Below are 15,953 nucleotides of genomic sequence, written 5' to 3' on the forward strand. Positions count from 1 at the left end.
GAAATGGGTTGAACAGAAATAACTCTGTCCAACCCATTTGGCGTTATTTGATGTAAATTGTATATACCATTCTTGTTCCTAATAGTTTTTTATACCCCTCGTATTGATCATAGATGTTAATCTTAAATCCATCCGTTTCAAGCATCTTAGTGTTGGGATTATCAATATTCATTTCTGCTACCAACGTTTGCTTTTGCGTGCCTAAGATCAAATCCGAATCAAATTTATATTCTTTCGAGTAGGTTGCATCTTTATCGACTAACTCCACTACAATACTATGCCCGTCGGGAACAACATCGTATTCATTTGATTTTGATAGGTCATATTGAATGTTGAGCGTCGCATTCCTATCTAGATCCACCGTCATTGCATTAATGCTGAGTTTGTATGGGTAGACGCTAAGATTCTTCAAGTTCCCATCATTATCAGGTTGGATTTCGGAAGGCAAGTCGAACTCCGATGCTGAAAGGTAAGTATTCTCGTCAATCAACTCGCCAAGCACCAATTTCATTGCATTGGTATTTGAATAAGACGGAATTTTTGTGGAAAGCGATATAAGAATCTTCCCGTTAGGATTGATTTTATCCTTAACTTCGGATATTTTCATCGGATAATAGCTCTCATTTTGCCCTTTGAAATATGCGACAAGTTTACTTAAGTCCGCAGCTCTACCATCCTTATTTTCTACTTCCAGCAATACATTGTAAAGGTATGAATTAATACCTTCATAGGTTTGAATGCTGTTGATTTTGTACCCTGAAGATTTGCCGTTAGTATTAAATACTGCACTATCATTAACGGCGACATTCGAGAAATTCGCAAACGAAGTTTTTGGCACTTCGTAAGTCGTAATTTTTTCTTTGAATGCCTCTTCGCTACCCGTCTTTAACTGATTGCTCAGTTCTAATTTAATTGAATTATATACTGTATTATATGCTGCTTTCGTGTGTATGGCTAATTCAACGGAACCATTAGCCGGTATTCCCACACCTGAAGTAATTTGGGTTTTCTTCACTTTGTCCGCAGCAATCGCGACTCCATCTAAATAATAAACGCCAATAATATCAGGTATCGTTAGAACCTCGGATGATTTGTTTAGTACGGTAACTTTTGAAGTTATAATATTCTCGTCTTCGAGAGGCAATTGTTGTACCGAATCTAATCGAATCGCATACTTATTATTGTCCATTACAAAGCCCTTCTCGGTTCCTAGCGTCTCGGCTTTGTCCGTGGTTACCGTCGTAGCCAGTTTGACTTGCGATGCCAGTAAAGGAACCTCAAGTTTGGACTGTTCATCATTATACACGATCGCTACACTGCCTGTCGTCACTTTGACGCTTGTTGGAATTACGAGCTTAAGCTTTATGTTCACCTTTGCTTTAGGTTGAATTTTAACGTCTTCCGTTTTAACAGGATTAACCTCATACACATATTTATCAGGAGTGATGAAATAATACTTATACTTGGGAATTGTTACCGTTCTATATCCTAAATTCGTATATTCAACATCGAATTCCGTACGCTTCTCGTCTTCTAGCTGGTAGGATTGAAAATTCTTATAACCAACCCATAACTTCGTTCCTTCGATGAATATATTTTTTGCGTTATTTAACGGCGTATATGTAGCCGGCATCTTAATAGTACCTAAAACACGTGTATAATTCGCTACGCTAAAATCCCATTTAATTAGTTGAATAAGTACATCCGTGTATTTAGTCGTCCTATTTACTGTACCCACATACGTATACTCTGCAGAAGTCTTAGGGGATATCTCGCTTTTATTTGCGTTATTGGTTGCTAGCTTAACTGGGATAGTGGCTCCGTTGGAAAGCTTCACCTTCGTCCAATAATCGTAGAACATGATCGGTTTATTTTCGTTATTCACGATCTGAATCGTGAATGCTAACGTTTGTTTATCATCGCTCGGAATCAATTGAACGTTCTTGACGACGATAGAGCTTTTCGTTCCAATCTTCACCTGACCAATCGTAGGTTTGTTAACCGGCGCGGCCTCAACTTTGTTTCCTATTGAGATGATGCTAGTTAACATGAAGACCAGCGTTAAACATATAAACAGCAGCTTACTCTTTCGTAGTAACAACATGCCTTTACCTCCTTGAAGATCTATAACATATATAACGCTTTTTAGAGGATAAAAGTTTCTATAAAAACAAAAGAAGCCGAACAAAGTTCGGCTTCTTTCGATTAATGCCTGATAATTATTAAGCTTTAACGATTACTTTGAAGCTGACTGCTACACCGTTTGGTGTAACTGCACTTACAGTAAATGTTTTTCCAATTTCGATGTTGCCAAGGTTTTGATTTGAAGGAAGGTTAGTCGCGTAGTTGCTATACGCAGGCTCAGTACCATCTTTCAACTCAACACCATATTGGTCAACAGCTTTAACAGCTTCATCAACTAGTTTAGCAAGACCGCCAGCAGCATGAATAGCCGTTGCGGATACTGCTACATAGTTAGTATCGATTTTTTCAGCAATTCCGTTATTAACAACTTCAAGAGTTGTTGGTACGGATGCTTTATTGGAAACCTTAACTGGGACAGTTATGATTTGAGTATTGGTATCACCAATTGCAGTGACAACAATCGCAGCATCGCCGTCTTTGTTCGTGTCAGCAGCAGGGAAGAATCCTACAGCGTACGCTTTAACAGCTCCATCAGCGTCAACATTATAAGTTACAGTATTAACAGATGGGTTAACTTTGTAGTTATCGCCGCCTGCATAAGGGATAGTAACTTTAGTGCCATCAGCTAGAACGCCTGTAACTTTCACTTCTTTGCCGTAGGTAGCAGGAGTGCCATTGTCAAGAAGAGTGCCGCCGATCGTTGCTTCGTAAGAAGTGATCTCGGATTTAGCAACAGCTTTCAAGTTGAAAGTAAGTGCGCTATTAGCAACTTCAACATCGTCTGTTGTTGCTGCCGTGTTCAGCTTAACCAAGGACAGTGTAACAGTAGTAGTGCCTTTGCTTGTGCCAGCCGTGAAAGTAGCAGGCAAGCTAGCATCAGTTGTTGTAACAGCATTACCGGATGTAGCTACTTTAATGGAGTAACCAGTAAGGTCAGTAACATCACGACCGTATTGATCTTTAACTACTACATTGTCAGCAGCAGTTACTTTTTTAGTAGCACCAACTAGAAGAGCATCAATTCCTTTAACGCTACCTACAGTTGTTGGTACTGCTTTATCAACAGTGTTGAAAGAAAGCTGTACGAATTTACCAGTAGAAGTAACGCCAGTGATAACGATCGTGCTACCAGCAGTTTCGCTGATTGCAACATTCAAAGCAGTTGTGTCTTTTGCTACGTTTTTGTCCCATGTTACTGGTACACCAACGCCGCCAGCGCCAGCGCCGTTAGCAGTCAATGTAAGACCGGATGGATGTTTAACCGCATTGCCGAATTGATCAAGAGCTGTGAACGGAATGGAAACCGTTTCGCCTTTAGGAGCAACCGATGGTGCAGTCAAAGATAGGGAATCAACTTTTACCGCTTCTTTAACAACGACATCAAAGCTGTCTTTGTTTCCGGAAGTGATCGAAAGAATGTTCAAAGTAGTTGTACCAGCAATTACATTGGAGATTGCAGTAATTGGCAAGTAAACTTTGCCGTCATTAGAATCTTTAGCAGGAGTACCGAAAGTTACCGATGTTCCTTGAACGCTTGTAGCAACGTCAGTAGCCCAGTAGGTTACATCAGTTACGGAGTTACCATATTGGTCTTGCAGATCAAGAAGCAATTTGAAATCAGTAACAGAGGAAGTTTGCTCAAGCACTTTACCTTCTGGTCCTACCAAGCTTACGATATCGATTTTGCTGATACGGCTTGGAAGAGCAACAGCGGCAGTAACGGAAGCGAATGTGCTAGTTCCGGAATGAAGAGCAGTTATTTGTACTTTTTCATCAAGAACTAATGCGCTAGCGCTTGTTACTTCGATTTTGCCATCGTTCTCAGTTACAGAACCAGTAGTTTTGCTGCTGGTAACTTGAACGGCATTACTCGAAGATACATCTTCACCGTATTGGTTCAATACTTTATAAGCGATAGAACCTTTCAGCGGGTTGTTTCTGTCAATAACCAATTTGTCGGACGGGAACTCGATTTTAACTACTTTGGAAGCTTCAACTTTCACTTTAGCTTCAAGAGCAGCAGTAGCTACGCCTTCAACTTTGACAGTGTACTCAGCTGCAAGCAAGTTGTTTGCGAACTCAACTACAGCGGATTTCTTGTCAGCGGAGAAAGTTACGGATTTGGAGTTAACTTCGTTAGCGCCATTCCAAACCGAGATTTTTACTTTTGCAGTATCAACAGTACCATTGAAAGCTACTGTCAATTTTTTAGCGCCAGTTGCAGTTACGGAAGAAATTGCAGTTGCAGCAGTTACTTCCCAGCCTTTAAGGCCAAGTTTGTTACCCAGTGTTACACCAGGGCTAACTTCTGCGTTCAGAGCAGCTACCAAAGCAACATAAGTTTCGCCGCGTTTAGCAGGCGCTGTCCATACTGTGCTTTCTGGAAGGATTCCAGCTTTTACAGCAAGTTCAGGAGTTTTGTCGTAGTTAGCGCCAGTTGTATCAACGCCAAGTGCGCGCAATACTACTGCAGCAAACGATTGGTTGTTCAGCAATTGGTCGAAACCAAAGCTAGTTGCGGAAGCACCTTCAAGGTACTTGTTAGTCAAAGCCCAAGAAAGGTAACCGTTGTAGAACGTTCCGCGAACGTCTTTGTAAGTGTGGGACTTAACAGTAGCAGCAGCTTCTTTTTCTACGCCAAGAAGGCGGGAAAGAAGAACTGCAAGGTCTTGACGTTTCCATGTAGCGTCTGGAAGAAGATCTCCGGACGGGCTACCTTTAATGACACCAGCGTCTTGCAGCAACTTGCCTGCGCTAGCTGGAGTTTCAGCAGCAGCCGCCATGTTGGCGAACAGGCCGAACACTAGAGCAAATGTGAGTAAAAGGGATAAACTTTTTTTCATAACCTTTTTTTCTCCTCCTCGAGAATGTATCTGTTTTGTTTGTGTGTAAGAATTATAGCTCGAATCTCTCATCGGTGTTTCACCCCCTTCCTTGAGTAGAGCATTGTCTATAATTGATGTCTGTCGTCATGTCTATTGTGGTAGATCATGTCGCAGAAACTTGTAATCGGTAGAATAGAATCGAATCCAAGCGCAAATTGGGCAGGGTAAAATATGCCACTTTCCCCATTATACATGAGGCGCTTGTATAGCGTAAAGAAGATTTTGATAGAGAAACTAGAAGTTCTGTTTCCGAGTCCCTCTTGCAAGACTCAACATGTTAAACGCACGGCGTTATGAAAAGTTGCGGTTATTGCTCATTTTACTCTAACTTTTTTTAACCTTTTACTCCACGACTGAACCTTTGCCTTGATGTAAAGGCATATGTAAGGGCATATCGCTACTTTAGTATAGCTTGGACTTGAGTGTTCGTCATTGGTAAAACATTTCCTATAGAACCAAGTTGAAGCATTAAATAGAACAAGCACCTTTCCCATGCAGATATGGGAGAAGATGCTTGTTCTTGGACTTAATTAGCTAATCTTGGGCAAGCGCTTCTGATCTGCAAGCAACCTAGCCGTGATAATAGCCGAATCGGAACGAAGCAAGCTGGATTTAGGTTCAAAAACTGAACCCTTCTTTGGATCCGTAGTATCTACTGGCGAGCCTAAGATAAATCCTTTCTTAGCCACCGCAAGCACGGATGCCCGAGCATAATAATCGATTTGCGCGTAATCTTTGAATTGTTTTTGCAAATCCTTGTCGATCTTGGTGACATCGGTATCAAGCTTCAAGTTTAATGTACGGGCGATGATGACTGCCGCTTGTTCTCTTGATAGAGAAGCATTCGGTTCGAACGACCGAGGCGTTGTTCCCTTGATTAGCCCTTGTCGAGCCGCAGTCTCTACATACCGGAAATCCCATAACCCATCCGGGTTAATGGTATACGGAACATCATCGAAATGCGATTTGCTCAATTCGTAGTTTAATGGAAGATTGATCGCTTTAACCATCATTCGAGCAAACTCACCGCGTGATGTGAAGATATCTGCTCCGAACTGATCAAAGCTTACTGGATTCATTATTCCTTTTGCGTAAATCGCTTCTAAAAAATTTTTCCCATATGGATGCTGCGTGATATCGAAGTACGAGTACACCATCTTACTTACGACGTAATAACCGAACTGCGAGAAAGGCACTTTAACTGTGTGCTTTTTCGTATCTACGACTCCGCCTATGTTCTCCCAGTACTTGCCCTTCACGTCGTAACGAAGCACTGTCATAATCGTACCGACCGTATCCCGCATATTGGGATCATACTTCAATTCAAGAGTACCAATCTTTGATGCGACAAGTTCGCGGTTGTCCGGACGATTGTCATAGGTAGGGATATCCGTTCCATCCGGACCCTTCGCGCCTGGGAATTGATATGGATCTACTCCCATTTTCAAAGGATCATAGGCCGTCGTTGACGGATCATCAGCAAGTCCTGCATCAATCCAGAATACCGGACTAGACTTAATGAAATGAGTCGGATATGATACGTTAAATCTCGTTCCGAAACTCTGTAAAATCAAATCGAAGTTCGCCGGAAGAGTTTCGTACTCATGACGGTCAACGACTCCATCTTCGGGATTCGCGATAGCGAACATTAGTTGATGCCCGTCGAAAATCTGATTTTTCAGGTTCTGCGGTACATTATAATCCGTTCTTAATAAAGTCGTTCCTTTAGGGAAAGTTAAAGTTAAACTGCTGTCAAATTGCTTGTGGCTAGATTTCATTGTCTCCAAGAAAGCAGCGCCTGGAATATTCGCAGGTACATATTTAATCTCTATACTGTCTTTTGTTACATCTGTACCGTTCGAGATTGTTAATTCAATCTCATTGACTTTACCCGGTTTAAGACCGGTGACGAATGTTCGGTATGCATTCGGATAATCGATTGTTCCATTATTATCGCTATCGAAATCGATTTTCTCCATTTCGGTCGATTTGATGTCCCCGCCTTTGATAAGGACTTTCTCAGCGCCCGGTGCTTCAATGACGACTTCGATAAAGTTCTGATTTACGGTATTCTTCTCCGGCAGAATAGGGCGAAGTACGCTGTAAGGTATAGCCGTCGGATCGACTTCTAACCTATAGCTTGCCCGAGGGCCTGTCTCGCCGCTGTTGTAGACGAAGAAATTATATATTTTGGAACTACCGTCGGCATTTAGCTTCTCACCTTGCATAATGAATGAGAAAGATTGCGAATCTAAGTTATATTGTACCGTTAAGTTAGTAGCGGCTGGTGTTGTTGGTGAGGATGAAGCAGGAATTGTTGCAATAACTTTTCCTTCTTTAATCAATTGAAAGGAATCATTTAGACTCCAACGCTGATCTGCGGCTCCAGGCGTAGTCACTTTCAATATATAATTAGCCGCCGTCCCTGCACGCATGGTATTTACCTTGGGAGTTACATTTACCATATCCGTTCCGAGATCCAAGAAGTCAAAAGTCCCGAAAATGTTCATCTCTGAAAGAGTCGTTGAGTAGATGCTGCCTCGAATCGGGAAGTTCGGATCATTCGCCAGAGGAACATCCTTGTATTGCGTTCCGTAAGGGAAAACGCCGGATGTACCTGGCGCAGGAATGACGGGTAGATTCGTAGGAACCAAACTTACTTTGATTACCTTCTCATAATAGTCCGTTTCCGTCTGATATACGATTCTGATCTGATTCTCTCCGGAATAGAACTTGTTGTAAATATCCGTCAAGCTCATAGTTCCCGGAGGAGTTCCTGTTGCACCTGTACTTAAATTTAACTTAAAGTCACTGACTGCCGTTCCTTGAATTAAAGGAACAAGCGAGTTATTGATGTACATAAACACAGTTTGATTCTGAGCAGGAACAGCTCCGGCTGCTGGAACAGGCGCATATCTAATTTTGCTCGTATTTGCGATGTTTTTGAATGAACCCGCTAAATCGCCTAATTTTGTCGTCATAACCTCTGTTGCCTGAAGGCCCGGGTCTATTGTCGTATCTACATTGATGACCATGCCATCTACAGCTTTATCATAATTAACGAATGGACCATACAACAAGTTTACCTTTATAGGTTTTATTGCGCTCGAAGCTGCAGCAGCCTTCATCTTAAAATTTAGAGTCTGCGTGCCCGTTACCGGCATCTTCGAAAGTTCATATACAACGCGGTAAAAGGATTTTGTTACTCCGTTTACCATCTTAGTAACGGTAGTTATATCAGTTGGCTTACTATTTACTCTTTTGTACACATATGGAACAGAAGTATCATCTTCCAAGTATGTTTTCCCTGCAATATCCTTAATGCTTGGGATGGATATGAGATTATCGGTATTAGAATACGTAGCGAGCGGATTGCCAATCAAAACTTCAACCGCGAATGGCATAGAGAAAATATTGGAACCTTCAAGGGCTCCGCCAGTGATGTTCTCATAGTTCGTGCCGTTGTAAGATTGGAGGTAATTGACCTCGTAAATAAAAGGCTTTGTTCCATTTTGCAAAGTAAATCCAAGACTGCTGGTTCCTTCTTGAACAGGCGTAACATTCAAGTGTTTATTCACTTCATTGTCCGACAACAATTGGAGATTGTATAGTTTATCCTCTTCAAACCCTCCAGTGGGAGTTATAGCAGTGTTATCTAAAGTAAAGGAATAGATAAAGAATTTATCCGTCTTTGATGTTGTAGAATCAACGGTTGCATATACGGAACCTGAAACGCTTGTTCCAGCCATCGAATAATTTACCTTAACGCGCTTAGAGCCCAACGTGTCGGGTGTCGCAGCGGGCCATGAGGGATCGGGATGGGGAAGGATCGGTCCGGCGATTACATCCGCGTACTCCGAATTCGGAACAATAACGCTTCCCGTAACCTTAACATTACCTATGGTAGAGAAATTATAGTTGGGGTAATATTCCAACGGAGAACCGACCGCCGTGCCTTCTGTAATGTTAACGTCGTAATACGTAACGCTGCCATTATAGAAAGCAATCTCGCGCGTGGTTTCGAGTGTCTGTGAATTATTCTTCACTCGGATCGTCACGAGGTTTTTCCCTTTCTTCAAGTTCACAGGGGATGCTACGAAGCTGTTATTGTTACTTGGATTAACGTTATAGGTCTTACTGTTGCCATTTACGATAATCGTTACGTTCTGGGCATTCGGGGCGTTACCGGTGAGGCTGATATCGTAAGTGCTCCGACCCTTGGAGGCATTGGAGTAAACAACAGTCGTTTTGCTTTCATTGACAGGGAATGCCTGTCCGTCGATCTGAGCCAGCAAGTTGTAGAACACGGGTCCGTTCCTATAATCGATATAGAAGGAATCAGAGACTTCGCCCCCCCCTTGGAGACCTTTAAACGTAATCTTGTTCTTACCTGGGAAAAGCTCGATATTAAATATGGTGATCGCATTGCCTTCATTATAGACATTGCTGGTTTGATCCAGCTTAGACGTTCCGATTATATCATTCGTCGGATCGGTATCTCCCTTATCATCGATGATCTGATGAATACTGTAAGAAATGGTTGATGCATTGACATTGTTAATGGATCCTTGAAGAGTCACCCGCGCATCCGTCGTAATGCGGTATGAGGTGGGGTCAGAGCTCTCGCTTGGGAAAATGAAGCTGCCATTACCGACGGCCGCGTTCGCTACTGGTGGTTGGGCTGGAAACAGTTGAAGCAACAGCGCGACCATGAGAAATACGGCACTGAGTTTTCTAAACACAATAATTTCCTCCTTACGTGTCTTCCCGGCATTAAGGGTGTACCTCTGTTATCGGACGGGAAGGGAGGATTATTTAGGCGAAATCAATAAAAAAATCCCCGATTCTCAAATGAGAACGGGGATTTATTATTGTCATTAGAATTTATTAATAATAAGTACCGTTATTTCCCCCGGGATTGAGTCTGAGGCTTCATGCGAATTCTCGCCAGAAGGTCGAGGACCGGACGACGGGTCTGGTCGACGATTCCGATCAATTCCGCGCCGATCTGTAACAAGAACACCAGTGCGCAGATAACGATAAAGGTTATCCAATTCCCTAATCCGGAGCTAGATACGGCAGACTGAACGATCGCGCACGTACCGAAGAATGTCGCGATTCCGTAGATGATCAGCACCGTTTTGCGATGGCTGAAACCCAGCTGTTGCAAGCAGTGATGCAGATGGCCTTTGTCAGGAGCGAAGATCGGTTTCTTCTGAACCCACCGGCGAACGATGGCGAAGAAAGTATCCGACAGTGGAACGCCGATGATGAGTAACGGCGTAACGAAGGAAACGATCGTAATTTGCTTAAACCCGAGCATGGACAGCATAGCCAAGGCGAAACCGAGGAATAGCGAGCCCGAGTCCCCCATGAATATTTTCGCGGGATGGAAATTGAAGAACAAGAATCCTATAATGCCGCCGAGCAATACCGCCGATAGCAAAATAACCGTCGTGTTGCCCATAATAATACCCATAACGAGAATGGTTGCGACCGCGATACCGGAAACCCCGGCTGCTAAACCATCCAAACCATCGATTAAGTTAATCGCGTTGGTCACGCCGACGATCCAGAAGATCGTGAGCGGAATGCTTAGCCATTCGCCAAGCGGTTGCATTGCGGAGCCGAATGGAATGTTCAGTAAGTTGATCTTAATATCAAAGCCGAAAACGACGATACACGCCGCGCCGATCTGTACCAGCAACTTCAGCTTCGCCGATAAATCGAACTTATCGTCAAGCGCTCCGAGCAATACGATTAAAGTACCGCCTACAAGCATCGCGCTGATAAGATTGCGGTCGTACGCGCTAAGCGTGCCTTCCGGCACGAAAGGCAATATAAGCAATAATCCCGCAGTGAACGCCGCATAGATCGCTACGCCGCCCAGACGGGGCATAATTCTCGTATGAACTTTACGTTGGTTAGGCACGTCGATCGCGCCGATGCGGATCGCGAGCTTCTTAACTAGCGGCGTAAGTACGAGCGCAAGACCCGTTGCCACGATAAAGGATATGATTAAAATTCCGATCATCCAACCCGACACCATTTACAACTCCCCTTTTTCTGTACCGGAATGAATTATACTCCCGTCACAAGGAATTCAACAAGGTGAACATTCAGTCGTTTTCCGCCGTTTTTCACGATTTAGATCATTTTCATGAAAGTTTTCACGTTTGTTTGTTGTGTTTCAGGACTTTATCTCCGTCTTTAATCACTTTGAGCGCAAATCGGGGCAATACCAGCATTCTTTTGAAACGGGTAGGCTCTTGCAGCAATCGGTAAAACCACTCCATCCCCATCTTCCGGAACAATGCCGGGGCGCGCTTCAGCTTGCCGGAAATGACGTCGAAGCTGCCTCCGACGCCCATGACGACCGGAACTCCGAGCACGGATTGGTATTTCTCGATCCAAGGCTCCTGATTCATCGTGGAACGGGCCACGAACAACAGATCCGGATTAGCCTCCCTGATGCCGGCAACGACCTCTCCATCGTCCCTATCGGTAAAATAACCATCCCGGTACCCGACGAAACGCACGCCAGGGTATTGTTTGCTCAATTTCTCATATGCTGTTTGTATGATATCCGCGGACGCACCAAGCAAATACGCGCTCCACTGATGCCGTTCGCCCTCTTCCAGCAGCTCGTGCATGAGATCGAAGCCCGCAACCCGCTCCTGAACCGGCTGCTTAAGCCGACGCGCCGCCCATACGACGCCCGCTCCGTCCGGAACGACGAGGTCCGCCGTCGACAACGTATGATGGAAGGAAGGGTTGTCCAATCCGACCATAAGCATGATGGGATTACCGGTAATGACGCGATGCGGACGGCGCGTTTCAATGACGTGCTTGAGATAGTTCACGGTTTCTTTCATATTCATTTTGGAAAAGGGTATTCCGTAAAGGGAAACCGTTGGATACGGCTTCGGCTTGGGATTCAATCGCGGTCACTCTCCAGATGTCGTTTAATTGCGAACATTCAGCGGAAGGCTTACTTCATAGCTTAGCTCAATAGCCTCCGCCTGTTTATTATAATGAGACGTTTTTCATCGTTTCTGCGGTTTTCTTAATGTACGAATGTGAAAATAGTGAGTTTATGGCGAATGTTGACAGCTTCCAATACTAATTACGTATGAAATCGATAATTTGTTGCGAAGGACGCGCGGCATCCTGTTTCAGGCGTCGAATCGCCTCGTCGCAGGACCGATGCCACTCGGATGGATCCCTTAGAATTTCCGCGGCACTCTCGGCGACGAAATCGGGATCCAAGGCTTCCGTCGTGCCGACGGCGCGCTGGCCGAGACGTTGCACGAATTGATCGATCTTGGGGTCGTACGACAGCCCAAGCAGAGGCACGTTCCGATTCGCTGCATAGATCAGCGAATGCAACCGCATCCCGATGAGCAGCGCGCATCGGCCGACCTCCCGCAGCATCAGCTGCGGGTCATCGTGCGCCGGGGCCAGCTCCGCTGCGACCCCGGAGCCCGCTAGCCGTTCCATCACGTAGCGCGACGCATCCTCGTCCGCACCGCGATGGAACGGCAGGAAGCGCAGCCGGACGGCATGGCGTCCGGCCAGCGCTTCAAGCGCCGCAGCCGCGCGGTCGAGATCCGCGCGGTCGCTGCGCCAGAACCTGACGGACACGCCAACCAAGGGGCGCGTGTCCTCCCCGTCGGCGGCGCTATCGCCGACACTCTCTACCGATGATTCATTTACACTCCCACTCTTCGTCTCGCTTATACTCGCTCCTGATTGGGCTCCCCCAAGCACTCCCTCAAGCTTCCCACTCTCTTCACCGACATCCAATCCCGCCGGCAACCCCATAACGGGATCCGGAACCACTTCGATCTTGACCGGCGGAACCCCGTAACGTCTCAACAGCGTTGCGGATTCCTCATCTCGCACAGACACGTAGGCGGATCGCTTAAAAGCGCGCGCGATGAAAGGCTGAAATACCTTCCGGTTAACCGGTCCGATTCCCTGGGCGTATACGAAGGTCGGTTTGCCGCACCAGCGCGCGATTGCCATGATCCCTAGATAATACGGAATGGAGCCCAGTCCCGTCGCATCCTGCAGCAAACTCCCCCCGCCACTGATCAATCCGTCGCTATTTTTCAGCGCGCGGCGTACTTCTCCCAGCTTCGTGCGATTTACGGCTTCAACGCCGTATTGCTTTGTCGTCCACTCCGGATCGCCGGAGAGCACGACCGGCTCGACGACGATTCCCGCATCGTTCGCCGCTTCCGCCAATGCCGTCAGTATGCTTTTAAGTACCGCTTCATCACCGCTATTGCGAAAGCCGTAATAACCCGATAGAACCAATCGGTACCTTTTCCGCCCGTTCGTCGCTAATTCTTCTCCACGCTGTCCGATGTCTCTCCGCCCCAATCGACTATATGTATATCGTAGGATGCTCAAACACGGCGTCTCCTACAAATTACCTTCAAATTCAATCTCGCAAAAGTTTCGCTTCATTATAAATCATTCGATAACAAGCGCAATAATCCCAAACACTATCAAAATAAAGTTGTCCCAACATCTTATTTAACGTTTCCGCACAAAATATTTCGCTATAACGCTACGTCATCGCTCTATTCGCTATACGAGTTCCATGAGCACAACCATTCAATCGTATTAACGTTACCGCATCATCTTATTCGCAATAATATTTCCGTACTATATAAAATAACGCTACGCCATCACTTAGTATTGATACTATTCACTCAGTCACTCAGTCACTCATTCCACCTTGCTGTCCCCATCAACACCTGCCCGCAACTTCCCTCAACCAAGCCTACCGCCAAACCAAATCCCCCTCGCCGCTTCCGGAATCCTGAGCGAAGGGGATAGATTTGTTTGTTTTAGACCGCCTGCCCCGAGCTCCGGAACCATTTCGTCCAGATTTTCTCGGCGATCTGCCAGGCGACGATGATGACGAGTCCGATCAGGACGCCGATGCCGAGTCCGAGGAAAATACGGATAATGGACAACAGAAGCGGCGTATGGATGTGAGCGAACGTGTCGACCATCGAGAGCTGCGCGATCGTTCCCGCGATAAGGAGCACCATCCCCCAACGATACCGAAGCGCCAAGAAAATTCCGGCGAAGAACAGCGGATGTCCCAACAAAAATTCCTTCGTGCGGGGACGAACGCCGAACGTATTTTCCAGAATCGAACGGAATTGCATCTCAATTCCCGACACTTGGCCGGAATTTCCCGTTCTCGTTAAATAGTACATACCGGCCGCACCGAGAATTCCGATGCCTACGATCCAGAGAACCGTCAGCGGCATGGATAGAATTCTGCGCGCGTTGCCCAGCACGGTATCGCCGGATCCGTATAAGAATACGTAGAGCGCCACCAAAGCGATCGGCAAGAGGTGAAGCAAGCTGACGCCGCGGAATTGTTGCAACACTAAGCTATACGAAACATGATTGAGAAGAGCCACGATGAAAGGAACAGCCGCAAGCGACAAAATCGTCGTCCTGACCAGGAGCAAGATTGCTCCACCTAATCTCCGTATACCCGAGATCGGGTGTCCTTCCGAGCTTTCCCTCAGTACTCTGATTCGTTTAATCAGCAGAACGACAGACGCGGTAGGAGCGGCGACGGCCGCGAACAGCACCAAAGCTTGTACCATTAAAGTAGAGCTAAGAACGTATAGTCCCGCTCCGCCGATCCCTCCAATGACAAGCGCTGGCAGCAGCAGCGACGGGATGAACAGTCCGAAGGTCAACGCGATCAACGCGATTGCCCCCAGTGCCGCTAACCCTCTCAATAACATTTCCTGCGGAGCCTTGTGTACCTCGAACGCTTTCGGTTCCCCGATCTCGAATCCGAAATCCTTCAGCTGCTTCACGACGCCTACGGAATCTTCGTCCCCTTGGAGCACGTCGATGATATTGTCGAACGGGTACGTGACTTGGCCTTTCGTCGAATCCCTAACCGCCGCCGCGTTCAGATAGAGCAAGCGGATGTTGCGGTCTTTGACGCCCAATACGAGACGATCCTCGAGTACCGGCTTCTTGATGACGGTCATTTCCGCTTCGCCTACGGAATGCGCGCGAATGGCATCGTACTTGAGAATATTGGCTAAGCTGGCCATCCCTTTTTGGGGGATTTTCAAATTCTCGAAAATACCGACGCCGATCCCGTACTTCTCGAGTTCGCTGGCGAACGTCCGCACTCCGCCGAACTTGAGCCCTTTGCCGAAGCCCGTGACGGCTTCTCCATCGAAGAGAACGCGCGTAACGCCCAGCTCTTGGAACGATTGCAGCCACTTGTCCACTTCTTTGGGATCGAACCGCTCGAAGCGGTCCGACAAGCGCGGAACGATCATAAACCCGGCATCCTTCAGCGCTTTCATCGCGATCGGATTCGGTTGCATCGCACGAATGTAGGCATCGTCATAACCCATGTTCAACCTCAGTCCTGAACGGTCATTAATCGACCAATTCGTTACCTCGGCGCCATGATGGCGGAAAGCCCATTCAATAATCGGACGAAGCGTCTGCTCGTGCTCCGGCTTATTGAAGATGACGTACGTGCCATTATCCTGCGGAGAGGATATTTTTCCTTCTAGCAGCGCAGCCTGAGACGCGTTGTAAACGTTAATCTCGCCTGCCCAGGACAATTCTTCGAGAGTGCTCTCGAATACGGCCATGCCGTTAACGCCCGCGTCTTTAAGCTGCTTTAACTTCTCCTGGACGAACGCCTCCGGATTCGCTTGCGTATTCCCGACCTGCAACAAATCGCGGTAATCCATCACGATGGCGACTTCGTCCGCCGAGGATTCCGTCTGCACTCTTGCGTACATCACGGGCAGAGCCGCCACGACGCCAAGAAGCACGACCCACCAAAGCCATTTTGCCAGTCTTGCGTTCCAAGTATTCAACCACTGGGGCACAACGGTCACTCCTTCA

7 protein-coding genes are annotated in these 15,953 nt (G+C 46.4%); all 7 read right to left on the reverse strand.

Annotation, left to right across the window (positions count from 1 at the left end):
* Positions 1 to 43: 43 nt before the first annotated feature.
* The 7 genes from DFP95_RS17480 to DFP95_RS17510 all read right to left on the reverse strand — a co-directional run bounded on the left by DFP95_RS17480 (position 44) and on the right by DFP95_RS17510 (position 15,937).
* Entirely contained in the window at positions 44 to 2,104 is a 2,061-nt protein-coding gene (locus tag DFP95_RS17480; RefSeq protein WP_115993939.1) for a hypothetical protein, read from the reverse strand.
* A gap of 118 nt (positions 2,105 to 2,222) precedes the next feature.
* Positions 2,223 to 4,988 carry a hypothetical protein gene (locus DFP95_RS17485; protein WP_115993940.1) on the reverse strand — a complete coding sequence of 922 codons (2,766 nt, stop codon included), beginning with the start codon at positions 4,986 to 4,988 and terminating at the stop codon, positions 2,223 to 2,225.
* A 572-nt stretch (positions 4,989 to 5,560) separates the two neighbouring features.
* Complete coding sequence (locus DFP95_RS17490) at positions 5,561 to 9,772, reverse strand: S-layer homology domain-containing protein (protein WP_115993941.1); 4,212 nt, start codon at positions 9,770 to 9,772, stop codon at positions 5,561 to 5,563.
* A 161-nt stretch (positions 9,773 to 9,933) separates the two neighbouring features.
* On the reverse strand, positions 9,934 to 11,064 hold the full coding sequence (locus tag DFP95_RS17495) for a glycosyltransferase family 4 protein (protein WP_115993989.1): 1,131 nt from the start codon (positions 11,062 to 11,064) through the stop codon (positions 9,934 to 9,936).
* Positions 11,065 to 11,200: 136 nt separating this feature from the next.
* Entirely contained in the window at positions 11,201 to 11,971 is a 771-nt protein-coding gene (locus tag DFP95_RS17500) for a WecB/TagA/CpsF family glycosyltransferase (protein ID WP_245987711.1), read from the reverse strand.
* Positions 11,972 to 12,152: 181 nt separating this feature from the next.
* Positions 12,153 to 13,352: a polysaccharide pyruvyl transferase CsaB gene (csaB, locus tag DFP95_RS17505; protein WP_115993991.1), complete on the reverse strand. Its 1,200-nt coding sequence runs from the start codon at positions 13,350 to 13,352 to the stop codon at positions 12,153 to 12,155.
* Positions 13,353 to 13,891: 539 nt separating this feature from the next.
* On the reverse strand, positions 13,892 to 15,937 hold the full coding sequence (locus tag DFP95_RS17510; RefSeq protein ID WP_115993942.1) for a DUF5693 family protein: 2,046 nt from the start codon (positions 15,935 to 15,937) through the stop codon (positions 13,892 to 13,894).
* Positions 15,938 to 15,953: the final 16 nt, after the last annotated feature.

It is taken from the genome of Cohnella lupini (assembly GCF_003386205.1).
GTDB classification, from domain to species: domain Bacteria; phylum Bacillota; class Bacilli; order Paenibacillales; family Paenibacillaceae; genus Cohnella; species Cohnella lupini.

Excerpts from the sequence above, each read along its gene's own strand:
- DFP95_RS17480 (WP_115993939.1), bottom strand. The coding sequence starts at position 2,104 with ATGTTGTTACTACGAAAGAGTAAGCTGCTGTTTATATGTTTAACGCTG.
- DFP95_RS17485 (WP_115993940.1), bottom strand. The coding sequence starts at position 4,988 with ATGAAAAAAAGTTTATCCCTTTTACTCACATTTGCTCTAGTGTTCGGC.
- DFP95_RS17495 (WP_115993989.1), bottom strand. The coding sequence starts at position 11,064 with ATGATCGGAATTTTAATCATATCCTTTATCGTGGCAACGGGTCTTGCG.